The organism is Streptomyces sp. NBC_00483 (assembly GCF_036013745.1).
In the GTDB taxonomy this organism is placed as follows: domain Bacteria; phylum Actinomycetota; class Actinomycetes; order Streptomycetales; family Streptomycetaceae; genus Streptomyces.
Genome location: NZ_CP107880.1, coordinates 126,163 through 147,805, shown reverse-complemented (window position 1 = coordinate 147,805; position 21,643 = coordinate 126,163). Strand labels below are relative to the sequence as shown.

Below are 21,643 nucleotides of genomic sequence, written 5' to 3'. Positions count from 1 at the left end.
CGTGGCCCGCAGCCCGCACCACCGAACCAGGAACCACCGTGAACACCCAGCACCAGGCGACCGCCGCCACCCCGCCCGACATCCGCCTGGTCGTCACCGACATGGACGGCACGCTCCTGGACGGCGACGGGAAGATCCCGGATTCCCTCTGGCCGCTCTTGGCCGAAATGAACCGCCGAGGCATCGCCTTCTGCCCCGCCAGCGGCCGGCAGTACGCCACGCTCGCCGCCCAGTTCGACGCCGTGGACGACGGCGGCATGGTCTACGTCGCGGAGAACGGCGCCTACGTCGTGCGCGGCGGCGCCGAGATCAGCTCCGATCCGCTGGAGCCGGCCGTCGTCGAGTGGATCGTCAAGGCGGTGCGCGCTCTCGTCGACGAGGGCGGGGCCGACGCGGGCGTCGTCGTCTGCGGGAAGCGGTCCGCCTACGTGGAGCGCTCCGACGAGGCGTTCATGGAGCAGGTCCGCAAGTACTACGCCGCCCACGAGATCGTCGCCGACGCCACCGCCGTCGAGGACGAGTTCGTCAAGGTCGCGCTCTTCGACTTCGGCAACGCGCAGGACACCACCGCCCCGCTCCTCGCCCCGCTCACCGACTCGCACCAGGTCGTCGTCTCCAGCCGGCACTGGATCGACGTCATGAACCCGGCCGCGAACAAGGGCGCCGCCGTCCGCAGGCTCCAGGACGCCCTGGGCGTCACGCCCGCGCAGACCGTGGTGTTCGGCGACTACCGCAACGACCTGGAGATGCTGGACACCGCCGACTGGTCCTACGCCATGGCCAACGCCCACCCCGACGTCCTCGACCGCGCCCGGCTGCGCGCCCCGGCCAACACCGAGAACGGTGTCGTCCGCACGGTGAGCGACCTCCTCGGGCTCGCGGTGCAGCCGTAAGTTACTGAACCGTAACCTTCCCGGTGCTACTCGCGGTAACGGTGTTCTGGATAGCGTCCGGCAAGGCGTGTGGTGGCGGTGGGACGACCGCTCCGAACGCGCCGTCGGCCTGCCCGATGTTCCGGCCGACAGCCGCCAGGCGGGGGGTCGACCCCCGCCCGTAGACCGGAGGTTCGCCATGCCCACCGCTCCCACCCGCCTGCTGGCCGCTGCCGTCACCGTCGCCGCGTGTGTCGGCGCCCAGGCCGTGCCCGCCGCGGCGGCCACCGGATCGGACGCCTCCGGCGACACCGTCTCGCGCGGTGTCACGATCCCTGCCTTCTACAACCCGCCGGCCGAACTGCCCGCCGCCAACGGAACGTTGATGCGCAGCGAGGGCCTCCCGCTCGCCCTCAGCCTGCCCGGCCTGCACGGACCGCTGCCCGGCAAGGCGACCCGCATCATGTACAAGACCACCGACTCCAACGGGAAGCCCGCGGCGTCCACGGGCGCGTACATCGAGCCCAGCGCCAAGTGGCGCGGCTCCGGGCCTCGTCCGCTCGTCGCGCTCGCCCCCGGCACGCAGGGGCAGGGCGACCAGTGCGCCGCGTCGATGGGGCTCGAGCACCCGATCGTGTTCAACGGGCAGACGCTGGTGGCCGGTTACGAGGACCTGGCGATCTACCGGCTCCTCGCCAAGGGCGTCGCCGTCGTCGTCACCGACTACATCGGCCTGGGCGCCACCGACCGCCTGCACACCTATGTGAACCGGCAGGACGAGGCCCACGCGGTGCTCGACGCCGTGCGGGCCGCCCGCGCCCTCAAGGACGCCACCGTCACCAGCGGTTCGCGGGTCGGTCTCTTCGGCTACAGCCAGGGCGGCGGCGCCACCGCCGCTGCCGCCGAACTCCAGCCGACCTACGCACCGGATGTCACGCTCTCCGGAACGTACGCGGGGGCGCCGCCGGCCGACCTGACCGAGACGACCAAGGCCATCGACGGCACCGACCTCGTCGGGGCGCTCGGCTGGTCGCTCAACGGGTTCCTGCAGTCCGACCCGGAGCTTCGGGCGATCGCCGACAAGCACCTGAACGACAAGGGTCGGGCCGCCCTGAAGGACCTCTCCACGGCGTGCGTCGGCGACGCCATCCTCGGCTACTCGTCCCAGAAGAGTTCGACCTGGACGAAGGACGGCGAGAGCCTCGAGGACATCATCAAGGCCGAACCGCGCCTCCAGGAGTTCCTCGCCCAGCAGCGCATCGGCACCATCGAGCCGCAGAGCCCGGTGCGCGTCGCCACGGGTGTGAGCGACAACCTCGTCCCGCACGGCCAGGCACGCCAGTTGGCCGTCGACTGGTGCGGCCGCGGTGCCCAGGTCACGTACAAGGCGGTGAACATCCCGGACGTCGGCCGCGCCCTGATCAACCACTTCGCCCCGCTGCTCACCGACCAGGGACCGGCCATCAACTGGCTCACCGACCGCCTCTCGGGAGAGCCGGCCACGTCCACCTGTGGCGAACTCCCCGCGCAGCGCTGACCGTACGGGCGGGTGCCGTGGCACGATGACGACCACCGCACCCGTCCGAAGGGAACCCCGTGCCCCGTGCCGTCACCCTGATCCGCTCCGACGCCCTCTCCGATGTCGCGGAGTACGCCTACGCGGCCACCGCGCCGGCCGAGGCGCGGCTCGTCTTCCTCGCGGGTTCCTGCCCGTTGGACAAGGACGGCTCGACCGTCGCGGTCGGCGACTTCGCCGGTCAGGCGGCCCAGTGTGTCGCGAACATGCGCCTCGCCCTCGACGCGGCCGGCGCCGGTCTCGAGGACGTCATCAGCACCCGCGTCCTCGTCGCGTCGACGCGGCAGGAGGACCTGGTCAAGGCCTGGGAAGTGGTGCGTGACGCCTTGGGCGACCACGACGTACCCAGCACCTTGATGGGTGTCACCGTGCTCGGCTACGCCGACCAGCTCGTCGAGGTCGAGGCGGTCGCCGCGGTGGTCGACTGAGACACGCGAAGGCCCCGACTCCCGTGCGGAACACGGGAGTCGGGGCCGATGCGTCTGAATTGGATCAGGCCGAGGTGACCTTCACCGGCTCCGTCTCCGCGGAGCTGTGCCGTTCGGCCCAGTTCTCCAGAGCCGTGCGGCACGCGTGGTCCAGGTGGTGGACCCCGCTCAGGTTCAGTTCGACCGGACGGTCCTGCGGGAGCGCCTCCAGGCTGTCGAGGATCTTCGGCAGCTTCAGGAAGGTCGCGTTACCCGTCAGGTGTGCCTGGATCGGGCCCGCTCCCTTGTCTATGACCTCCAGCTTGACGTGCGAGGCGTCCCAGGCGGTCTTGATGACCGACAGGGCGAGGCCGATGAGCACGCCCTCGAACATGCTGATCGCCACGATCGACACCGCGGTGACGACCAGGATCAGCGCCTCACCGCGATGGTCGCGCCAGAGCTTCACCAGGGCCCGTACGGGCACCAGCTTCGCCCCGGCGTGCACCAGCACGCCCGCGAGGGCCGGGATCGGGATGTAGGCGAGCAGCGCCGGCAGCAGCGCCGCGAACAGCAGCAGCCAGACGCCGTGCATGACCCGCGACGCCTTCGTCTTGGCGCCCGCCTGCACATTGGCCGAGCTGCGCACGATCACCGCGGTCATCGGCAGCGCGCCGAGCACGCCGCACACCGCGTTGCCCGCGCCCTGCGCGAGCAGTTCCTTGTCGTACTGGGTGCGCGGACCGTCGTGCATCCGGTCCACGGCGGCCGCGCTGAACAGTGACTCGGCGGACGCGATCAGGGTGAACGCCACGATCGTGCCGAGCACACCGACGGTGGCGAGCTCGCCGAACGAGCCGAGGGGCGGCGGCTGGATCGAACCGATCAGGCCGTTGACCTCGACCATGGCGACGGGCGCGTTGAACACGAACGCCGCCAGCATCGCCAGGCCCACCGCGGCGAGCGGTCCCGGAACGACGCGCGCCTTGCGCGGCATGTACTTCCAGAACACCAGGATCAGGACGGTACCGGCGCCGAGGGCGAGCGAGGCCAGAGCCCGGGTGCTGCCGAGCGTGTCGATGAAGGCTTCCGGCAGCCCGGCTATCTTGCCGAGCCCCGACTCCGGGGCCTTGGCGTCGAGGACCGAGTACATCTGGCCCGCGATCAGGACCAGGCCGATGCCCGCGAGCATGCCCTCGACGACCGAGACCGAGATGGCCCGGAAGTACCGGCCCACCTTCAGAGCGCCCATGGCGATCTGGAGCACGCCGGTCGCCAGGACGATGACACCGAGTATCGGAAGGCCGAACTCCTGCACCGCTTCGTACACGAGGACGGTCAACCCGGCTGCCGGGCCCGACACTTGGAGACTGCTGCCGCGCATCAGGCCGGTGACGATGCCGCCGACGATGCCGGTGATCAGGCCGAGTTCCGCGGGCACACCGGAGGCGACGGCCACGCCGACGCACAGCGGAAGTGCCACGAGGAACACGACGAGCGAGGCGGTGAAGTCCGCCTTGAGATGCGGGAACTTGGGGGTTGGGGTGTGGGGGGTGGTTTCAGTCATGGTGGCGCTCACAGAGTCTCGAACGTGTCGGTGTCGACACGGTGGTCGCGGACGCCGCCGGTGTGCACCTCGTAGTACCAGCCGCGCAGCGTGAGGCGGCCGTCGGCGAGCCGGCGCTCCACACACGGGTAGGAGCGCAGCCGCAGCAGCTGGGCGAGGACGTGCTGTTGGACGGCCGAGGAGACCGTGACGTCGGCCGGGTCGCAGCCTCCGGGCTCGTCCGCGGCGTGCGCGAGCCAGTCCCGGACGGCGGGCACGGCCTCGAGGTCGTCGCCGCGCACCAGCGCGCCGACCGCCCCGCAGTGCGAGTGCCCGCACACGACGATGTCCTGGACGCCGAGGACTTCCACGGCGTATTCGATGGTGGCGGTCTCCCCGCAGGGGGTGCCGCCGGCGTACGGGGGCACGATGTTGCCCGCGGTGCGGAGCTCGAAGAGCTCACCGGGGCGCGCGCCCGTGATCAGGGCCGGCACGACGCGAGAGTCGGAGCAGGTGATGAAGAGGACCTGCGGGGACTGGCCGTCGGCGTGACTGGCGAACTCCTCAGGGCGCTGGCCAAACGTGCGGGCGTTGTCGATGAGGGGCTGCATGTGTGGTGATTCCTCCTGGCGCGCCGGCAGGGGCGCGTCGGACGGGCAGGACAGGTGGGAACGGCAACTGTCGGGAATCAGCAGCGGAAGATCTGAAGGGACGCCGCTGTCAGCTCGTCGATGGATCTGTCCGGGCGGGCGTACGAGGCGTGCGGCGCGGTCGCCGACGCGGAGGTGACGTCCGGCACGGGTGACTCGGCGCAGGGGCAGGGCAGTTGGCTCGAGCCCGACGCCGTGCGATGACGGTCGCGGGTGCGGACCGCTTCGGCGGGCCCCTGGGGCTCCGTCCCGTCGCCGTGACAGGCCTTCGTGTCGGCGGGCGTCGCGACCGAGGTATGTGCGGACGCGAACGAATGTCCGGACGCGAGCAGGGGAAGCGACAGCAGCAGGGCGATGACAAAGGCCATCGTCGTGCGCTTCCTCCCACCTCGGGACATGTTCCCCCCTCGCGCATCTCTCACCAAGAGATCGCCAACGTACGGTCAACTGCTGGTCAAGAGCCAGGTTAACTCTGCAAAGGTGGCTCGTGGGTTAACTGAGTGTTTCGGCTCGAAGGATGGGCGAAAGATGGGGGTGTTTTGGCGTGAATGACACCCCTAGACTCGCGATCATGAATCAAGTCACCACAGACACCGAGACACCCCAAATCGCCGACGACGCAAGCCTGTTCGGCACCATGGCCACGATGCGCGCCATGCGCCGGCTGCGCCCGGAACCAATTTCCGACGAGCTGCTGGAAAGGCTGATTCAGGCAGCCGTGTGGGGGCCCAGTGGCGGCAATATGCAGCGCTACGAGTACGTCGTGGTCACCGACCCGGCAGTTATGGCGGAACTGGCACCTTTGTGGACACGTTGTGTGGACGCCTATCTGGCGACCACCGGCAAGCACGCGCCCGAGGGCATGGACGAAGCGGCGTACGGGCGCATGGTCGCAGCCATCGAGTACCAGCGCGACCACTTCGCCGAGACACCGGCGCTCGTCATCCCCTGCTACCAGTTCCCGCCGTCCCGCGTCGACGAGGAGGGCCTGCAGGCCTCGGTCACCGCGCTCGGCCCCACGGCGGCCGCCGCGCTGGCGAGCACGCAGGAGCGCTTCGCCGCACTCGCGGAGGGCTCCTGCGTCTACCCCGGCGTACAGAACCTGCTGCTCGCCGCGCGCGGCCTCGGTCTCGCCGCCAACATCACCATCTGGCACCTGATGCTGGAGGACGAGTGGAAGGCCGCGCTCGGCATCCCCGACGACATGCGGACGTTCGCGGCCATCCCGGTCGGATGGCCGCTCGGCCGCTTCGGCCCGGTGCGCCGCAGGCCGGTCGAGGAGGTGCTGCACCGGAACCGCTGGTAGGTCGCGCGCTCACCCCTCGCGGGAGAGCCGGATCTCGCGGCCCTTCCAGCGCTCGCGCAGCCAGCGGTCGTGGCAGGCGACGACGATGGCGCCGGGGCCCGCGCCCAGCGCGTCCTCCAACTCGTCGCACAGCGTGGGGGACAGATGGTTCGTCGGCTCGTCGAGCAGCAGCAGCTCCGGCGGGTTCGCCACGAGCAGCGCGAGCGCGAGCCGGCGCCGCTGGCCGACCGACAGCTGGCCCACGGGCTGGTCGAGGTCGGCCGTGCGCAGCAGCCCGAGCCCGGCCAGCGGCCTCGTCTCGGCCTGCGCGAACCCGAGTTCCTGCGCGTACGTGTCCCGGGCGGTGCGCTCGGGCCGCGCGAACACGGAGTCCTGCGCGAGCAGCCCCACCGACAGGCCCGGGCGTCGATGTGTGCCGCCCCGCGCCGTCAACTGCCCGGCGAGGACCGCCAACAGGGTCGACTTTCCTGTGCCGTTGGCGCCGGTGACCAGCAGGCGGTCCTCGGGTGTCACGTCGAGCAGGTCCAGGGTCAGCCGCCCGGGGACCTCGACCGCCCGCAGGGACACGAGCGGTGCGTCGATGTCCTCGACCGACATGTCTTCGGCGGACATGTCGGCGAGGCGGTCGGGCCGGAAGCGCAGCGGCGGCGGGGGCGCGGCGACCTGCGTGCGCTCCAGTTCCTCGAGGCGGCGGGTGGCATTGCGGACCCGGCGCGAGATCTGGCTCTGCACCCGGTTGGCGCGCTTGCCGTAGCCCATCTTCTCGTTGTCGCGCGGCCCGCGGTCGGGGGCGACGCGGCGCGCCGAGACACCGGCCGAGTGCCGCAGCGCTGCCAACTCCTCCTGCTCCTCGGCGAATCGCCGCTCCCACCGCTCCCGCTCGGCCCGCTTCTCCGCGCGGTAGGCGCTGTAGTTGCCGCCGAACCGCACGGGGCCGTCCACCGCCGGATCGAGGTCGACGAGGTCCGTGCAGACGGCGTCGAGGAACGCCCGGTCGTGGCTGGCGAGGACGACCACGCCGGGCAGCGCCCGCACCTGTTCCTCGACGAACAGCGCGGCGTCGTCGTCGAGATGGTTCGTCGGCTCGTCGAGCAGCAGCGCGGTGGGACGGCGTACGAGCAGCGCGGCCAGGGCGAGCCGTCCGCGCTGGCCGCCGGAGAGCGAACCCAGGGTGCGGGTGTGCGCGAACGTCCCGAGGCCGAGACCGGCGAGGGTGATCTCGGCGCGCCGGTCCGCTTCCCATGCCTCGTGCTCCCGGGCGCGCTCGAGCAACTGCCCATAGGTGTCGAGCAGTTCGGCGTAGGTGTCGGAGTCCTCCGGAGTCCTGGCGAGCTGATCGCCGAGCCGGTCGAGCTCGGCGAGTTCGGCCCGGGTCTCGCGCAGCGCGTCGTCCAGCACGTCCGTGATCGTCGTCGTGACGTCGTACGGCGCCTCCTGCTCGAGGAAGCCGAGGTCGGGCGGCCGGACGACGCTGCCCGAGTCGGGGGTGTCGTCGCCGGCGAGAAGGCGCAGCAGGGTCGACTTGCCGACCCCGTTCTCGCCGATCAGGCCGATGCGGCGACCGGGAGCGGCGGTGAGCGACACACCGTCGAGGACGCGGCGGGTGCCGAGGGTGCGGGTCAGGTCGTGGGCGATGAGGGCGGGTTGGGGCATGAGGTGTGTTCCGTTCGACGTGAGCCCTTGGGGCCCGTCGGGCGTATGCCTCGGGACGGGCCATGTCGTCACGCCGACGGGTCACATCTCGGGCGCCCCCACCTCGGTCAGCTCGCCGCCCGCGAGCCGCAGTCCGCGCTCCACTCCGATCCGGGCAAGGAACCGCTCGTCGTGGCTTACCACGATGAACGCGCCCTGGTAGGAGGCGAGCGCGCTCTCCAGCTGGCCGACGCCGACCAGGTCGAGGTTGTTCGTCGGCTCGTCGAGGAGCAGCAGCTGCGGGGCCGGCTCCGCGCACAGCACGCAGGCCAGGGTGGCCCGCAGCAGCTCCCCACCGGAGAGCACCCCGACCGGCAGCTGGGCGCGCGGGCCGCGGAACAGGAACCGGGCCAGCAGATTCATCCGCTCCGCCTCGGGGCGCCCCGGCGCGAACGCGGCGAAGTTCTCCGCGACGGTGCGCTCGGGGTCGAGCAGGTCCAGACGCTGCGACAGATAGGCGATCCGGCCGTCGGCCCGCTTCACGCTGCCGCCGCTCGGCCGGAGATCGCCGCTCACGAGCCGCAACAGGGTGGTCTTCCCCGCTCCGTTGGGACCCATCAGAGCGATGCGCTCAGGCCCCCGCACCGAGAAGTCGACGCCCCCGGCGGCGAACAGGTCCTGCTCGCCCCGGAGGACCTGTGCGTGCTCGGCGAGGACGAGGGTGCGGCCCGCGGGCACCTTGGTGTCGGGCAGATCGAGGACCAGGCGCGGATCGTCGCGCACGGCGCGCTCCGCCTCGTCGAGGCGCGCCTTCGCGTCGCCGACGCGGGCCGCGTGCGTCTGACCGGCCCGGCCCGCGGACTCCTGGGCGCCGCGCTTCATGGTCCCGGCGAAGATCTTGGGCAGTCCGGCGCTCTTCAGGTTGCGCGCGGCGTTGCTCGCGCGGCGCTCGGCACGCTCGCGGGCCTGCTGCATCTCCCGCTTCTCCCGCTTCACCTCCTGCTCGGCGTTGCGGACGTTCTTCTCGGCGACGTCCTGCTCCGCGCCCACCGCCTCCTCGTACGCGGTGAAGTTGCCCCCGTACCAGCGCAGTTCGCCGTGGTGCAGTTCGGCGATCCGCTCCATCCGGTCCAGGAGCGCACGGTCGTGGCTGACGAGCAGCAGGCAGCCGTTCCAGCGCTCCAGCACGTCGTAGAGGTGGCGGCGGGCGTCGAGGTCGAGGTTGTTGGTCGGCTCGTCGAGGAGCAGCACATCCGGCCGGCGCAGCAGTTGGGCGGCCAGGCCCAGGGAGACGATCTGCCCGCCGCTGAGCGTGTCGAGGCGCCGGTCGAGATCGAGGGCGCCGAGGCCGAGGGAGTCGAGTTCGGCGCGGGTGCGCTCCTCGATGTCCCAGTCGTCGCCGATGACGGTGAAGTGCTCCTCGCTCACATCCCCCGACTCGACGGAGTCCAGGGCCCGGACGATCTCGGCGACACCGAGCACCTGGGCCACGGTGAGCGAGCCGGCCAGCGGCAGGTTCTGGGGGAGATGGCCGAGCACACCGTGCACGGTCACCGAGCCGCCGGTGGGCCGCAGCTCACCGGCGATCAGCTTGAGGAGGGTGCTCTTGCCCGCGCCGTTCGGGGCCACGAGCCCGGTGCGGCCGGACGGCACGGAGAAGGACAGGCCGTCGAACACCGGGGTGTCGTCGGGCCAGGAGAAGGACAGGTTCGAGCAGACGACGGAAGCGTCGGACACGGAAGCAGACCTCGCGTGGGAGACGGGCAGGCCGATACGGCTGCCCGGAACAGGAAAGGGGGACGACTGTGAGGCCACCGAGGCGGTGCGTCAGCGCACCGGCCACTGGCCTGTCAGAGCCGGGTATTCACCCGGAGATGTCGTCGTCCACCGCCATGTTCGTTCCCCTCAAGAGGCGAAAGGTCCAAGAACACTAACAGCTACGGACGCCCGGTCACCAGCTCAATGGGTAGCGGACGGGGTGTCCGCCGATCCGGCCCGGCAGCAGTCCGATCAGGACCAGCAGCGCGGTGCCGAGCGCGAGGAGGGAGAGAAAGGGGACGGGGTGCGGGGCCTGCAGCACGACGATCACCGAGGTGGCGGCCGCGGGGGAGTGGGAGAGGTGCGTGAGCATCATCGCCCCCAGCGAGAGCCCGGCGGCGACGGCCGCGCCCCATCCGTTGCTCCCCGTCACCGCGAGCGTCCCGAACCCGATGGCGGCGGAGATCAGCTGGCCCCCGACGAGATTGCGCGGCTGCGAGATCGGCAGTCCGGGCGCGCCGTGCACCAGGGCGGCGCTCGCGGCGAGCGGGGGTATCAGGAGCGGCTGCCGCAGCAGCACGCCGACGCCGACGAGCACCAGCAGGGCGCCGATCGCGAAGACGGTCGCCCGCAGGGCGTGCAGCGGATGGGGGCGGGGGACGGCGGACGGGGGCGTGGACATGCGATCTCCGGGCAGGGGAAGCGGGGGCCCGGTGATCATAAACAGAATGTTGAAGCCCTGGCATTTTGCTTGCCTCTGAGGCAAGAAGGCGGCGGGCCCGCTGCTCAAGAAAGCGGCGGGCCCGCTACTGCCGCCGGTTGTCCTCGGCGATCCGTGTGGCGCGCGAGCGCACATCCGCCTCGGACAGGCCCGCGTCGCACACGATCGTCATCACGCTGCCGTCATCCAGCGACACCTGCCGCATCTCGACGCCCAACTTCCGTGTGCGCTGCGGCTCTTCGTCGGACATGGGATCGTCGGACATGAGAGCTCCTCACGGTCGACGCGGCGCTGTGCCGCGTCGACTCAACAATTGACGAACTCCTACGGTAGGCACACGCGGTGGTGCGCGGGGTGCACCGGCGGGGCGCAGTCACACGTTCGGGCTCGTGGGCCTCACCGTACGGCCTGGTGTGCCGCCTCCGTCTCGGTGTCGGCGTCACCGGTGCGCAGGGCGCCGCCCGCCGTCTCGAGGTGGGCGCGGACGAACCACTGGAACTTCTCGAGCTCGCGCAGCTGTCCGATCAGCAGGTCCTGGGTGGCCAGGTCGATCCTGCCGGTCTGCTCGACCGCCTTGCGGACGTCCTCGAGGAGGCCGGTGTAGACGATGTCGAGGGCGCCGAGATGGGCGATCGCGTCCGCCCGGCCGACGCTGTAGTCCTCCCAGGTCCGCGCGGCGACGAGCACGCCGGGTGTGCCGTGGCTGACGCCGCCGAGCGCCGCGGCGCGCTCCGCCACCTCGTCCGCCATCGCGCGGACCTTGTCGACCTGCGGGTCGACCATCTCGTGCACGGCGATGAAGTGCGGTCCGACGACGTTCCAGTGGATGTGCTTGAGCGTGAGGTGCAGATCGTTGAGCGCGTGCAGGCGCAGCTGCAGGATGTCGATGAGCTCGCCCGCCTCGGTCACGTCGAGGCCGGGGACGGTGTACTTCGGGTTGCTCCGCAGAGCCATGGTGCGTGTCTCCCTTCGGACTTCGGGCTGAATGAGCTGCGCTGTCCGACTACCCCGTATGCGAGATCCATTCATGATCGGCCCGGATCGGGGAGGCGACACCCGGGGTTCCCCGAGGGGTAAGGTTAGGCTAACCTTCAGAACGTGAGATCTGGTGAACGCGCAGGTAGCGCCTCTCGTCCGCGCGGTCACGAACTGTCGGCCGAGCATGTGACCGTGTCGTATGACGGAGTCGACGTCGTGCATGACGCGGCCCTCGTCCTCAAGCCTGGCGAAGTGACCGCCCTCGTCGGTCCCAACGGCAGCGGCAAGTCCACGCTGTTGCGGACCATCGCACGGCTTCAGAAGCCCCGGCACGGCACGCTGAGCCTCGACGCGGGAACATCCGATGCCGCCGACGGCTTCGACCTCACCGCCCGCCAGTTCGCCCGCCGCGTCGCCCTGTTGACGCAGAGCCGGCCCACGCCGGGCGGGCTCACCGTGCGCGACGTCGTCGAGTTCGGCCGCTACCCCTACCGCGGACGGTGGGGGCAGGCCGACGCCGACGGCGCCGAGGTCGTCGCGCAGGTCCTCGCGATGACCGGGGTCGAGACACTCGCGGACCGGGGCGTCGACCAGCTCTCCGGCGGGCAGTTGCAGCGCGTGTGGCTGGCGAGCTGCCTCGCCCAGCAGACCGGCGTGCTCCTCCTCGACGAGCCGACCACCTACCTCGACCTGCGCTACCAGATCGAACTCCTCGACCTCATGCGGGACCTGGCGGACGACGGCGGCATCGCCGTCGGCGTCGTCCTGCACGACCTCGACCAGGCCGCCGCCGTCGCCGACCGGATCGCGCTGCTCAGCGACGGCCGCGTCATCGCCGACGGCGCCCCCGGGGACGTACTGCGCTCCGAGCGCCTCACCGAGACGTACGGCATCCGCGTCGATGTCGACACCGACCCCTTCACCGGACGGCTGCGCACCCGCGCGATAGGCCGTCACCACAGCAGAAGCGAAAGGCTCCAGAGCACCTCATGAGACGCCCCCTGATCGTCGCCGCATCGGCCGCCGCAGCGGCCCTCGTCCTCTCCGCCTGTGGCACCTCCGAGCCTGCCAAGACCGGCTCCGACGCCAAGTCCGAGAAGATCACCGTGACCGGTGGAGACGGCTCCAAGGTGAGCCTGGACGGTCCGGCCACCAAGATCGTCGGCACCGAGTGGAACGTCGTCGAGTCCCTCGTCACGCTCGGCGTCGACCCGGCCGGTGTCGCCGACGTCAAGGGCTACAAGGCGTGGGACACCGCCGCGCCGCTCACCAACTCGCCCAAGGACGTCGGCACTCGGGGCGAGCCCAGCATGGACAGCATCGCGGGCCTCACCCCGGACCTCATCATCGCCACGAACGACCTGTCGGCGTCCGCGATCAAGCAGATGAAGAAGATCGCCCCGGTGCTCACGGTCAAGTCGGCCGACGGCGCCGACCAGGTCGGCACGATGTTCGAGACCCTCGACACCATCGCGAAGGCCACCGGCAAGGAGGACGAGGCCAAGGCCGCCAAGAAGGCGTACGAGTCGAAGCTCGCCGAGGGCAAGAAGGCGCTCAAGGACGCGGGCGCCGACGGCTCGAGGATCGCCACCGCCGACGGCTACTCCGCCTCCAACCAGGTCTCCGTGCGCGCCTTCACCAGCACCTCGCTGCTCGGCTCCGTCAACGAGGACCTCGGCCTGAAGAACGCCTGGAAGGTCAAGGGCGACAAGGACTACGGCCTGGCCACCACCGACGTCGAGGGCCTCACCGGACTCGGCGACGACGTGCGGTTCACGTACATCGGCAACAAGAAGGCCGGCGGCTCCGACGTCTTCACCAAGGACCTCGCCGACAACTCCGTGTGGACCTCGCTGCCCTTCGTGAAGGCCGGCGACGTGCACCGACTGGCCGACGGCACCTGGCTGTTCGGCGGGCCGAAGTCGATGGAGCACTACATCGACGGCGTCGTCGCCGCCCTGACGAAGAAGTAGGCACGTGGCCGTCACCTCACCTCCCCGCACTCTGACGGCGCCGTCCTTCGGCGCCGTCGGGGTGACGGCCGGGCTCGTGCTGCTCGTCGCCGTGCTCGCCGTCGTCGACATCACCTACGGCACGGCCGACGTCGGCGCGCGCCAGGTGTGGCAGGCCCTCACCGGGCAGGCCGAGGCGGGCGACGCCTCCGTCGTCGTCGCCTCCCGGCTGCCGCGCATGGTGGCCGGACTGCTCGTCGGCGTGGCGCTCGGCGCGGCCGGCGCCGTCCTGCAGGCGGTGAGCCGCAACGTGCTCGCCTCGCCCGACACCCTCGCCGTCAACGCCGGTTCGTACCTCGCGCTCGGCGTGCTCGCGGCCACCGGCGCGACCGTCTCCGTGTTCGCGTCCTCCGCGGTCGCCCTCGTCGGCGGACTCGCCGCGGCCGCCGTCGTGCTCGGCCTCGCCGGACGCGGCGCCACCACCGTCCGCCTGGTCCTCGCGGGCAGCGCCCTCGCCCTCGGCCTCAACGCCGTCACCGAGTCGCTGATCCTGCTCTTCCCGGAACAGACCGAGGGCCTCTACCAGTGGAACCAGGGCAGCATCGCCCAGAACGGTTTCGCGGGCGTGGTCCGCATGGCGCCCCTCGTGATCGTCGCGCTCATCGGCCTGGTGCTGCTCGCCCGCCGCGTCGACGGTCTTGCGCTCGGGGACGACGCGGCGCGCGGCCTCGGCATCCCGGTGCGCGGCACCCGCGTCACCGCCGTCGTGCTCGCCGCGCTCCTCTCGGCGGCCGCCGTCACCCTGGCCGGACCGATCGGTTTCGTGGGCCTGTGCGCCCCGGCGCTGGTCAGGCCGGTGGCCCGCCGCGTGCGTTCGCTCGTACGGCACCGGGTGCGCATCCCCGTCGCGGGCCTCGTCGGCGCCGCGCTCGTGCTCGGCTCGGACCTGCTGCTGCGCGCCGTGACCTCCGCCCAGGTGGCGGTCACCGTGCCGACGGGCGTGGTCACCAGCGTCGTCGGCGCGGTGTTCCTGGTCGTGATGGCGCTGCGGCTGCGGGACGGGGAGGCCGCCGCGCCCCCGGACCGGCTGCGCATCCCGAGCCGCAGGGTGTTCGCGGTCACCGTGGTCGGCCTGGCGGCGGTGCTGGTCGGCACGGCCGTCGCGGGCGTGCTCCTCGGCGACAGCACCCTGCTGCTCGGCGACGTCGTCAACTGGGCGGGCGGGCAGGCCGGTCAGGCCATCACGTTCGTCCTCGACACCCGGGTGCCGCGCGTCCTGGCCGCGCTGTGCGCCGGCGCGGCGCTCGCCCTGTCCGGCACCCTCGTGCAGTCCGTGACCCGCAACCCGCTCGCGGAACCCGGCGTCCTCGGCGTCTCCGGCGGCGCGGCGCTCGGTGCGGTCCTGCTGGTCACCACGGTGCCCGGCGCCGGTTCGTGGTCCATCGCCGCGGCGGCGTTCGTGGGCGCGGGCATCACCTCCGCGGTCGTCTTCGGTCTCGCGGCCAAGGGCGGGTTCCAGCAGAGCCGGCTCGTCCTGATCGGCATCGGCACGGCGTCGGGGACGGCGGCCCTGATCAGTCTCCTGATCGTGCTCACCGACCGGTTCAGCGCGACCAAGGCCCTGGTGTGGCTGTCCGGTTCGACGTACGGGCGCAGCCTCCCGGATGTCCTGCCGGTCGCGGCCGTGCTCGTCGTCGGCGCCGTCATCGCGGTCGCCCGGCGCAAGGAGCTCGACCTCGTCTCCCTCGACGCGGACACGCCCCGCCTCCTCGGCCTCGACCTCGCGCGCGGCCGCCTCGGCTTCCTGGTGCTCAGCGTGCTGCTCAGCGCCACGGCCGTCGCCGCCGCGGGCACGATCGGCTTCGTGGGCCTCGTCGCGCCGCACGCGGCCCGCGCCCTGGTGGGGCGCAGGCATGTGCGCGTCGTGCCCGTCGCGATGCTTCTGGGCGCGGCCCTGGTCTGCGTCGCGGACCTGCTGGGTCGCTCCGTGATCGCCCCGGCGCAGCTGGGCGCGGGCCTGATGACGGCCGTCGTCGGCACGCCGTACTTCGTGTACCTGCTGGTCCGCGGGCGGCGTTAGGACCTGTCGTCGAACTCCCGTCTGCTCTTCGTAGGACGACGGGAGTTCGACGACGAGCCCTGGCGAGGACAGCTCCTCAACCCGCCTTCGTACGCAACACTTCGAGAGCCCGGTCTGCGTGCGCGCTCATCCTGAACTCGCTGCGGACCACCTCGAGGACCTGCCGGTCGGTGCCGATGACGAACGTGGCGCGCTTGGTCGGCAACGGGCCGAAGCCGCGCGCCACCCCGAACCGGCCGCGCACCTCGCCCTCCGGGTCGGACAGCAGCGGAAACCCGAGCGTGTGCCGTTGCGTGAACTCCCGCTGGCGTTCGACGGCGTCGGAGCTGATCCCCACGGGGCGCGCGCCGACCGCCGCGAACTCCGCCGCCAGGTCCCGGAAGTGGCAGGCCTCCGCGGTGCAGCCGGGGGTGAGTGCGGCCGGGTAGAAGAAGAGCACGACCGGCCCGTCGGAGAGCAGGGACGACAGCGAAGTGGGCGCCCCCGTCTCGTCGGGCAGGGTGAAGTCCTCGACGACGGATCCGGCTTGGATCCGGGCGGACGTGGGCATGGGGCCTCCCAGGGCTCGACAGTGGACGCGTGTGCCGTTCACGTATACCGGACAGTAAGTCGTACCGAACAGAATGTGCCCCAGGGATGTTGAGCCGGTGGAAGCTGGGTAGGGGCGGCTCATGGACGTGTCGCATGACCAGAACGTGGAGACGGCAGTGGCCGCTGCCGCCTTCCTCTCCGGGCAGCAGGTCACCGAGAAGCAGTGCGGTGGCTGCGGAACCGTGGTGGCAGGCATCAACGGACGCTATGCGTGCGGCGCTTGTGGCTGGATCAACCACTGGTCGGACGGTGACACCCACCTGCCCTGTGCGGAGGACGACGTCTGATCGACGCCGCGGGGGAGCGGTGTGATCGAACGTTCCTGCGGTGTCTACCTCTCACGTCGAACTGGTTGTGAAGGCCGCCTGGTCATTCGCGCATATGCCACGGGTTGTATGTCCCTTGGCCTAAGGTTTGGTATGTCGCCCTTGTCGGGCGACAGCACAGTCCGGCGGGAGCGGTGATGGGCCGGGCGACCCACGTGTCCGGCAGTGCCGCCGGGTGCGGGGCAAGGAGTGATGAGTGCTCCCGCACAGGTGCGACAGCAGGGATGAGGTGGGTCAGGGTGAGCCCTGACGAACGGCACACGTATGGGCGCCTGGAGGCGCTGGCGACGGGAGTTCTCGCCTACCCGGACGGCGAGCGACTCGCGTGCGAGGTCCAGTTGCAGTACAGCGCGGACGACCCCTTGGTCGTCCGGATCGTCGTGCCCAAGGGCTCGGCGCGCGGCGGGAGTTGGGTGCTGTCCCGCGATCTGCTCTCCGCGGGACTCACCGGCGCGGCCGGTATCGGCGATGTCACGGTGCGGCCCGTGGCGCAGGAGGGCGAGCCCCTCGGCGTGGAGATCGAGATCCGCGACGCGCGCGCCGGCGAACCGGCGCGCTTCGTCATGGGGCACCGGGCGCTGCTCACTTATCTGGAGCGCAGTCACGCCCTCGTCCCGTTCGGGGCGGAGGCCGATCAGGGCGCGATGGACCGGGAGTTGGAACTGTTCCTCGACGAGAGGGGCCGACCCGGGGAGGCCGGGAATGCGTGATAACCCGCGCATTGAGCCCTTCGTGTGATCCTCGGCCCCGGCCGCAACCGGCGCACGGCCCCCGTCGCTCTCTGCCTTCGAGACAACGGCGTACGCCACGAAGGAGGCCGGTATGCACACCATCACGACCGGGCTGGACGGAGAGCAGATCTGCGCCACCGACTGGGCCGACGACTGGCTGCTGGCCCCGCCGAACCCGGCGCACCGCCTGCCCTCCCGGATCGACCCGAAGGACATGCGCCGCCTCGAACTGAACGCTGTGCTCACCGCGTCGGGCATCGCGCCCTCGCCCGGCGACACGGAGGCGATCGACCAGCTCAGCGCGCTCCCGGACGCCGTGCACGCCACCCTGCGCCGCTGGCTGGGGTGTTGTGGCCAGTGCGGGTGCGCCGCCTGAGTCCCGCCGTGACACCGGGTGGCGACACCACCGGGACGAGCCCCTCCACACCTGGTGTGGAGGGGCTCCGGTGTGTCGTCGGGGACCTGATCACAGACGGCGGGACACGTCCTCCGCCGCCTGCCGCACCGCCGGGGCGAACCCGCCCAGTTGCTCCTCGGTGACGAGGAAGGTGAGCGAGGAGACCGAGACGGCACCGACCGGTGTGCCGTCCGCTTCGAGGACCGGGGCCGCGATCGAGCAGATCGACGCGTCAGCCTCCTCGTAGTCGGTGGCGTACCCGGCATCGCGGATCACGGCCAACTCCTTGACGAGGGCTGCCCGATCGGTGTGCGTGTGGGGCGTGCGGGCGGGCAGTCCGGTGCGGTCCAGGACGGCGGCGGCCTCCTCGGGCGGAAGATGGGCCAGCAGGGCCTTGCCCGCGGCGGTCGCGTGCAGCGGCAGCGGGGCCCCGACGTCGGTGGCGATGCGGTAGGCGTGGCCCGGGTCGACCTTGTGCGTGTACGTGGCGTGGTCCCCGCTCGGCACCGCCAAGTGCACGGCCTGGCCCAGGCGTTGCTGCAGCGCGCGCAGCACGGCGTCGATGCCGACCGCGTCGTCGGCCAGCACCTGCGCGGCCATCGCGCGCAGGTGGTTGCCGCAGCCGTAGCGGCCCTCGCCGTCGGCGGCGGCGTATCCCTCCTCGACGAGTGTGGCGAGGACCCGGTGCGTGCTGGCCTTGGAGACACCGGAGCGCTCCGCGATGTCGCCGAGCCGGTGCGGTCCGTCCGCACGCGCCACCGCGTGCAGTACTCGAAGCGCCTTGACGACGGAATTCGCGGGCTTGCTCGCTTCCATTGACCCTCCGAGGAGACGCGGGCTATGTTTCCACTCGATCCGCAGAACGGAACGTCATTCTACTCCACGGAACGTTCTTGGGTCCTCAACTCGGGTGTCCAGCAGCGGTGCGCCCAGCCGCGCTCCACTGCGCCCGTCGTCGTACGCACTACTCTCATGCCGGGAAAGGTCGCCGTCCATGGCTGTGCACTCAGCTCCTTCCGCAGGTCCGCAACGATTCGATCTCGTCGTCTCGGGTGGGCTGTTGGCCGACCCCCTGCGCGCGGAGCCCTTCGCCGGTGACCTCGCCGTGCAGGATGGCCGCATCGTCGCGATCGGGGAGCCCGGCACGCTGGCCGGACAGGTGCGCGTCGACGCCACGGGACTGCTCGTGGCACCCGGCCTGATCGACCTCCACTCACATGTCTACGCGCCCCGCACCGCGCTCGGTGTGCCGGCGGACACGGTCGGCGTCGATCAAGGTGTCACCACCGTGGTGGACGCGGGCAGTTGTGGCAGCGACCACTGGGACGACTTCGCAGGCAACGTTGTCACCGTTGCCGCGACCCGCGTCCTGAGCTGGCTCAACATCTCCCGGCACGGCCTCGTCCACGGCCGCACCGAACTCGCGGGCGGCCCCGGCGACATCGACGAGGCGGCCACCGAGAAGCTGCTGCGCGAGCACCCCGACCGGGTGCGCGGCATCAAGGTGCGGATGAGCTCCTCGGTCCTCGGTGACAGTGGCCTCGAACCCCTGCGGGCCGCGAAGCGGGTCGCCGCGCGAGTGGGCCGGCCGGTCATGGTGCACGTCGGGAACGAGCCGCCGCGCCTCGCCGATGTACTGGACCTGCTCGGCGAGGGCGACGTCGTCACACACGCCTTCCATGGCAAGCCCGGCGGCCTCTTCGGCAGCGAGGACGCCGCGCGCCGGGCCGTGGCGCGCGGGGTGCGGCTCGATGTCGGTCACGGCAGCGCGAGCCTCAACTTCGCCACCGCCGAACGGGCCCTCGCCGCCGGCTTCTTCCCGCACACCATCAGTACCGACGTACACGTGGGCAATGTCGAGGGACCGGTCCACTCGCTCGTCACCACGCTCAACAAGCTGCTCGGGCTCGGCCTCGACCCGCACCAGGTGATCCGCTGCGCGACGCTGCACCCCGCTCAAGTACTCGGCCTTGGTGGCGAGTTGGGCACCCTGCGCGTCGGTGGTGCCGCCGATCTGACGTTGCTGCGCCTCGTCGAGCGCACCGCCGTACTGACCGACGCCGACGGCGACACACGTACCACCCACACCCAGCTGGAGGCGGCCCGGACGGTGCGCGCCGGACGCCTCCACACCCCCGGGACCCCCACCGGCTGAGTCCCACCCACCAACCGCTCCACCGAACCACCGAGAGGCCCGTGAATGAGCACGCCCCTGATCGAACGGCTCGCGACGGCCGTCCACGACACCACGCAGCCCGTCATGGACGAGGACAGGGCCGACCTGGCGGAGTTCCTTCCGCTCGCGCTGGCCCACGCGCAGGTCGCCGGGATCGTCTTCGACGAGACACGGGTGCTCGCCCTCGCCGTGCACGCGCTCGCCTTCGTCCGCCGGGTGCGCACCGCCGAACACCTCGACCCGCTCGACCCGGAACTCGCCTCCGAACTGCGCGCCGAACGCATCGTGTCCGCCCGCACCCTCATCGACACCTACTGCGCCCCGCGCGAATTCCTCGCGGGAGACACCGAAGTCCTGCTGCTCGCCCTGCACTTCGAGGCGGCGGCACAGCTCCAGACCCAGTCCACCCCTCAGGCCTGACCCCACCCACCAAGGAGCACCGCCATGACAGTCAAGATCGTGATCGGACACCGGCTCGGCAAGGGCCAGGCCGTCGCCGACGGCGTACGCGCGGCGGGCGGCGAACCCGTCCTCATCGCGGGCCCCGGCGCCGACATGAAGGTCGGCGACGTGATGGCCGCGGAGGGCGCCGCGCTCGGCATCTCCTTCTGCGGCAGCGGTGGCGCCGGAGCGGTCACCGCCAAGGCCAAGTACGGCCACGACATCGAGTTCGGGATGCGCTCGGCGCAGGCCGGGGTGACCGCCGTGGAACAGGGCCGCACCGTCCTCGGCTTCGGCTTCCTCGACAGCGAGGAACTGGGCTTCAAGGTCACCCAGGCGCTCCTCAAGAAGCTGGGGGAGGACGCCTCGTGAAGCAGACCCGCCACACCTTGCGGCTCACCGGCTCCGGGCCCACCAGGGACAAGGCGTTCGCCACCGCCATCGGGCAGGTGCAGTCCGCGGTCGACAAGGTGACCGACGGCGTGTGCTTCCGCGTCGAGCCCCTCGAACTCGAGGTCGTCTCGGCCGTGGAAAACCGCTGGACGGAACGCTTCCTCGGGCTCCTCTTCCCCCGCACCCGGCAGCGCTTCGAACTCACCCTGCGCGTCGAGGTGCAGGTGGCCTCGCTCGACCTGGAAACCGTCGACTTCACGGTGCGCGAGGAGCGGCTCTCGCCGGTCCAGCACGCCCTGCACATGAGGTGACCCGATGAACGAGACCCTCACCGTCCTGCTGGAGTCCCTCGTCATCGGCGGACTCATCGGCTTCGGCGCCTCCGCGGGCGTGGCCCGCATGTTCCACGCGCCGAAGGTCCAGGGCATGGGCGCCTTCCGCACGCTCGGCGAGCTGAACGCCTGTCAGAACGACCCGGTCGCGCACTTCTCGTTCGGCCTCGGCTTTCTGTTCAACGCCTGGTCGAGTGCGGTCGGTACCGGTGCGCTCACCTCCGACGTGGACCACCGCATCGTGCCGCACTGGACCGCGTCGGTCGCGATGATCAAGAACCGTAAGCTCGCCGAGACCCTGCACAACCCGCGGCGCATGGCCATCACCGGCACGGCCGTCGGCATGGTCCTGGTCACCCTCCTCAACACCACCGCCGCCTCGATCCCGCACTCCCTGCAGGAGGTCGCGGCCAAGGTGCTGGGGCCGGCGTCGGAGTGGCTGATCAACCCCGTGATGCCGATCATCTTCTGGATGGCCGCCGTCGACGCGGGCCGGCGGGCCGGCGCCTGGGGCACCGTCCTCGGCGGCCTCGGCCACCTCGTGATGGGCAACGCCGTGCCCGGCATCGTGCTCGGCATCGTCATCGGCAAGGGCGTCGACGACCTGGGCTGGACGAAGGTCACCAAGTCCCTCGCGGCCGTGGTGCTCACGCTCTTCGCGGCCAGCACCTTCCTGCGCGGGGCCGACGTCACCCTGCTCCAGCAGTTGAACGTCGACATCCCGCACTGGCTCACGCACCTCCACGACGTGACCGGCACCAAGCCCGAGTGAGGCAGG

At 71.2% G+C, this 21,643-nt stretch carries 25 protein-coding genes; 15 read left to right on the top strand and 10 right to left on the bottom strand.

Going from position 1 to position 21,643, the window contains the following annotated elements:
- The first annotated feature begins 38 nt into the window (after positions 1 to 38).
- The 3 genes from OHA73_RS00735 to OHA73_RS00725 all read left to right on the top strand — a co-directional run bounded on the left by OHA73_RS00735 (position 39) and on the right by OHA73_RS00725 (position 2,876).
- Complete coding sequence (locus tag OHA73_RS00735) at positions 39 to 893, top strand: Cof-type HAD-IIB family hydrolase (RefSeq protein WP_327653786.1); 855 nt, start codon at positions 39 to 41, stop codon at positions 891 to 893.
- A 178-nt stretch (positions 894 to 1,071) separates the two neighbouring features.
- Positions 1,072 to 2,409 (top strand): lipase family protein, encoded by a 1,338-nt coding sequence (locus OHA73_RS00730; RefSeq protein ID WP_327653785.1) that lies wholly within the window; start codon positions 1,072 to 1,074, stop codon positions 2,407 to 2,409.
- 59 nt (positions 2,410 to 2,468) lie between these two features.
- A complete protein-coding gene (locus OHA73_RS00725) occupies positions 2,469 to 2,876 on the top strand; it encodes a RidA family protein (RefSeq protein ID WP_266718384.1) in 408 nt (135 codons plus the stop codon).
- Positions 2,877 to 2,940: 64 nt separating this feature from the next.
- Here OHA73_RS00725 and OHA73_RS00720 read toward each other — a convergent pair whose 3' ends face one another.
- The 3 genes from OHA73_RS00720 to OHA73_RS00710 form a co-directional block, all read right to left on the bottom strand.
- The gene (locus tag OHA73_RS00720) at positions 2,941 to 4,422 is read right to left on the bottom strand and encodes a SulP family inorganic anion transporter (protein WP_327653784.1); all 1,482 of its coding nucleotides are present in this window, start codon (positions 4,420 to 4,422) and stop codon (positions 2,941 to 2,943) included.
- Between the two features lie 8 nt (positions 4,423 to 4,430).
- On the bottom strand, positions 4,431 to 5,012 hold the full coding sequence (locus OHA73_RS00715; RefSeq protein ID WP_327653783.1) for a carbonic anhydrase: 582 nt from the start codon (positions 5,010 to 5,012) through the stop codon (positions 4,431 to 4,433).
- 77 nt (positions 5,013 to 5,089) lie between these two features.
- Positions 5,090 to 5,419, bottom strand: a complete 330-nt coding sequence (locus OHA73_RS00710; RefSeq protein WP_267072586.1) for a hypothetical protein — start codon at positions 5,417 to 5,419, stop codon at positions 5,090 to 5,092.
- A 203-nt stretch (positions 5,420 to 5,622) separates the two neighbouring features.
- Between OHA73_RS00710 and OHA73_RS00705 the strand changes: the two genes are divergently transcribed.
- The gene (locus tag OHA73_RS00705) at positions 5,623 to 6,357 is read left to right on the top strand and encodes a nitroreductase family protein (RefSeq protein ID WP_267072587.1); all 735 of its coding nucleotides are present in this window, start codon (positions 5,623 to 5,625) and stop codon (positions 6,355 to 6,357) included.
- Positions 6,358 to 6,366: 9 nt separating this feature from the next.
- On the opposite strand, the gene OHA73_RS00700 is transcribed toward OHA73_RS00705, so the two are convergent.
- The 5 genes from OHA73_RS00700 to OHA73_RS00680 all read right to left on the bottom strand — a co-directional run bounded on the left by OHA73_RS00700 (position 6,367) and on the right by OHA73_RS00680 (position 11,422).
- A complete protein-coding gene (locus OHA73_RS00700) occupies positions 6,367 to 8,010 on the bottom strand; it encodes an ABC-F family ATP-binding cassette domain-containing protein (protein WP_327653782.1) in 1,644 nt (547 codons plus the stop codon).
- A gap of 81 nt (positions 8,011 to 8,091) precedes the next feature.
- A complete protein-coding gene (abc-f, locus tag OHA73_RS00695) occupies positions 8,092 to 9,726 on the bottom strand; it encodes a ribosomal protection-like ABC-F family protein (RefSeq protein WP_327653781.1) in 1,635 nt (544 codons plus the stop codon).
- Positions 9,727 to 9,940: 214 nt separating this feature from the next.
- The gene (locus OHA73_RS00690) at positions 9,941 to 10,429 is read right to left on the bottom strand and encodes an HPP family protein (protein WP_266718395.1); all 489 of its coding nucleotides are present in this window, start codon (positions 10,427 to 10,429) and stop codon (positions 9,941 to 9,943) included.
- 124 nt (positions 10,430 to 10,553) lie between these two features.
- Positions 10,554 to 10,733: a hypothetical protein gene (locus tag OHA73_RS00685; RefSeq protein ID WP_267072589.1), complete on the bottom strand. Its 180-nt coding sequence runs from the start codon at positions 10,731 to 10,733 to the stop codon at positions 10,554 to 10,556.
- A gap of 131 nt (positions 10,734 to 10,864) precedes the next feature.
- Positions 10,865 to 11,422 carry a Dps family protein gene (locus tag OHA73_RS00680; protein ID WP_267072590.1) on the bottom strand — a complete coding sequence of 186 codons (558 nt, stop codon included), beginning with the start codon at positions 11,420 to 11,422 and terminating at the stop codon, positions 10,865 to 10,867.
- 144 nt (positions 11,423 to 11,566) lie between these two features.
- Between OHA73_RS00680 and OHA73_RS00675 the strand changes: the two genes are divergently transcribed.
- The 3 genes from OHA73_RS00675 to OHA73_RS00665 are packed head-to-tail and all read left to right on the top strand — an operon-like array spanning position 11,567 to position 15,478.
- Positions 11,567 to 12,439, top strand: a complete 873-nt coding sequence (locus OHA73_RS00675) for an ABC transporter ATP-binding protein (RefSeq protein WP_327653780.1) — start codon at positions 11,567 to 11,569, stop codon at positions 12,437 to 12,439.
- Positions 12,436 to 13,419 (top strand): ABC transporter substrate-binding protein, encoded by a 984-nt coding sequence (locus tag OHA73_RS00670; protein WP_266718402.1) that lies wholly within the window; start codon positions 12,436 to 12,438, stop codon positions 13,417 to 13,419. The genes OHA73_RS00675 and OHA73_RS00670 overlap by 4 nt, the downstream gene beginning before the upstream one ends.
- A gap of 4 nt (positions 13,420 to 13,423) precedes the next feature.
- A complete protein-coding gene (locus tag OHA73_RS00665) occupies positions 13,424 to 15,478 on the top strand; it encodes an iron ABC transporter permease (RefSeq protein ID WP_327653779.1) in 2,055 nt (684 codons plus the stop codon).
- Positions 15,479 to 15,554: 76 nt separating this feature from the next.
- Here the strand turns inward: OHA73_RS00665 and OHA73_RS00660 are convergent, their stop codons facing one another.
- Entirely contained in the window at positions 15,555 to 16,028 is a 474-nt protein-coding gene (locus OHA73_RS00660; RefSeq protein ID WP_323179659.1) for a peroxiredoxin, read from the bottom strand.
- A gap of 121 nt (positions 16,029 to 16,149) precedes the next feature.
- On the opposite strand from OHA73_RS00660, the gene OHA73_RS00655 reads away from it, so the two are divergent.
- The 3 genes from OHA73_RS00655 (at position 16,150) to OHA73_RS00645 (ending at position 17,502) form a co-directional block, all read left to right on the top strand.
- Positions 16,150 to 16,356: a hypothetical protein gene (locus OHA73_RS00655; RefSeq protein ID WP_266718406.1), complete on the top strand. Its 207-nt coding sequence runs from the start codon at positions 16,150 to 16,152 to the stop codon at positions 16,354 to 16,356.
- Positions 16,357 to 16,634: 278 nt separating this feature from the next.
- Positions 16,635 to 17,105: an SsgA family sporulation/cell division regulator gene (locus OHA73_RS00650; RefSeq protein ID WP_327653778.1), complete on the top strand. Its 471-nt coding sequence runs from the start codon at positions 16,635 to 16,637 to the stop codon at positions 17,103 to 17,105.
- Between the two features lie 112 nt (positions 17,106 to 17,217).
- Positions 17,218 to 17,502, top strand: coding sequence for a hypothetical protein (locus OHA73_RS00645; protein ID WP_327653777.1), 285 nt, complete (start codon positions 17,218 to 17,220; stop codon positions 17,500 to 17,502).
- A 90-nt stretch (positions 17,503 to 17,592) separates the two neighbouring features.
- Here OHA73_RS00645 and OHA73_RS00640 read toward each other — a convergent pair whose 3' ends face one another.
- Positions 17,593 to 18,339, bottom strand: a complete 747-nt coding sequence (locus tag OHA73_RS00640) for an IclR family transcriptional regulator (protein ID WP_327653776.1) — start codon at positions 18,337 to 18,339, stop codon at positions 17,593 to 17,595.
- Positions 18,340 to 18,517: 178 nt separating this feature from the next.
- On the opposite strand from OHA73_RS00640, the gene OHA73_RS00635 reads away from it, so the two are divergent.
- From OHA73_RS00635 to OHA73_RS00615, 5 genes are read left to right on the top strand one after another with little or no spacing between them, the layout of a single operon-like run.
- The gene (locus tag OHA73_RS00635) at positions 18,518 to 19,678 is read left to right on the top strand and encodes an amidohydrolase/deacetylase family metallohydrolase (RefSeq protein WP_327653775.1); all 1,161 of its coding nucleotides are present in this window, start codon (positions 18,518 to 18,520) and stop codon (positions 19,676 to 19,678) included.
- Between the two features lie 45 nt (positions 19,679 to 19,723).
- Positions 19,724 to 20,119 carry a hypothetical protein gene (locus OHA73_RS00630; protein WP_266718414.1) on the top strand — a complete coding sequence of 132 codons (396 nt, stop codon included), beginning with the start codon at positions 19,724 to 19,726 and terminating at the stop codon, positions 20,117 to 20,119.
- A 24-nt stretch (positions 20,120 to 20,143) separates the two neighbouring features.
- Entirely contained in the window at positions 20,144 to 20,512 is a 369-nt protein-coding gene (locus OHA73_RS00625; RefSeq protein ID WP_266718416.1) for an SFCGS family glycine-rich protein, read from the top strand.
- Entirely contained in the window at positions 20,509 to 20,844 is a 336-nt protein-coding gene (locus OHA73_RS00620) for a DUF4312 family protein (protein WP_327653774.1), read from the top strand. Before OHA73_RS00625 ends, OHA73_RS00620 begins: the two co-directional genes overlap by 4 nt.
- A 4-nt stretch (positions 20,845 to 20,848) precedes the next feature.
- The gene (locus OHA73_RS00615; RefSeq protein ID WP_266718419.1) at positions 20,849 to 21,637 is read left to right on the top strand and encodes a DUF4311 domain-containing protein; all 789 of its coding nucleotides are present in this window, start codon (positions 20,849 to 20,851) and stop codon (positions 21,635 to 21,637) included.
- Positions 21,638 to 21,643 lie beyond the last annotated feature (6 nt).

Excerpts from the sequence above, each read along its gene's own strand:
- OHA73_RS00730 (WP_327653785.1), top strand. The coding sequence starts at position 1,072 with ATGCCCACCGCTCCCACCCGCCTGCTGGCCGCTGCCGTCACCGTCGCC.
- OHA73_RS00720 (WP_327653784.1), bottom strand. The coding sequence starts at position 4,422 with ATGACTGAAACCACCCCCCACACCCCAACCCCCAAGTTCCCGCATCTC.
- OHA73_RS00715 (WP_327653783.1), bottom strand. The coding sequence starts at position 5,012 with ATGCAGCCCCTCATCGACAACGCCCGCACGTTTGGCCAGCGCCCTGAG.
- OHA73_RS00710 (WP_267072586.1), bottom strand. The coding sequence starts at position 5,419 with ATGGCCTTTGTCATCGCCCTGCTGCTGTCGCTTCCCCTGCTCGCGTCC.
- OHA73_RS00705 (WP_267072587.1), top strand. The coding sequence starts at position 5,623 with ATGAATCAAGTCACCACAGACACCGAGACACCCCAAATCGCCGACGAC.
- OHA73_RS00700 (WP_327653782.1), bottom strand. The coding sequence starts at position 8,010 with ATGCCCCAACCCGCCCTCATCGCCCACGACCTGACCCGCACCCTCGGC.
- OHA73_RS00690 (WP_266718395.1), bottom strand. The coding sequence starts at position 10,429 with ATGTCCACGCCCCCGTCCGCCGTCCCCCGCCCCCATCCGCTGCACGCC.
- OHA73_RS00685 (WP_267072589.1), bottom strand. The coding sequence starts at position 10,733 with ATGTCCGACGATCCCATGTCCGACGAAGAGCCGCAGCGCACACGGAAG.
- OHA73_RS00680 (WP_267072590.1), bottom strand. The coding sequence starts at position 11,422 with ATGGCTCTGCGGAGCAACCCGAAGTACACCGTCCCCGGCCTCGACGTG.
- OHA73_RS00670 (WP_266718402.1), top strand. The coding sequence starts at position 12,436 with ATGAGACGCCCCCTGATCGTCGCCGCATCGGCCGCCGCAGCGGCCCTC.
- OHA73_RS00660 (WP_323179659.1), bottom strand. The coding sequence starts at position 16,028 with ATGCCCACGTCCGCCCGGATCCAAGCCGGATCCGTCGTCGAGGACTTC.
- OHA73_RS00655 (WP_266718406.1), top strand. The coding sequence starts at position 16,150 with ATGGACGTGTCGCATGACCAGAACGTGGAGACGGCAGTGGCCGCTGCC.
- OHA73_RS00645 (WP_327653777.1), top strand. The coding sequence starts at position 17,218 with ATGCACACCATCACGACCGGGCTGGACGGAGAGCAGATCTGCGCCACC.
- OHA73_RS00640 (WP_327653776.1), bottom strand. The coding sequence starts at position 18,339 with ATGGAAGCGAGCAAGCCCGCGAATTCCGTCGTCAAGGCGCTTCGAGTA.
- OHA73_RS00635 (WP_327653775.1), top strand. The coding sequence starts at position 18,518 with ATGGCTGTGCACTCAGCTCCTTCCGCAGGTCCGCAACGATTCGATCTC.
- OHA73_RS00630 (WP_266718414.1), top strand. The coding sequence starts at position 19,724 with ATGAGCACGCCCCTGATCGAACGGCTCGCGACGGCCGTCCACGACACC.
- OHA73_RS00625 (WP_266718416.1), top strand. The coding sequence starts at position 20,144 with ATGACAGTCAAGATCGTGATCGGACACCGGCTCGGCAAGGGCCAGGCC.
- OHA73_RS00615 (WP_266718419.1), top strand. The coding sequence starts at position 20,849 with ATGAACGAGACCCTCACCGTCCTGCTGGAGTCCCTCGTCATCGGCGGA.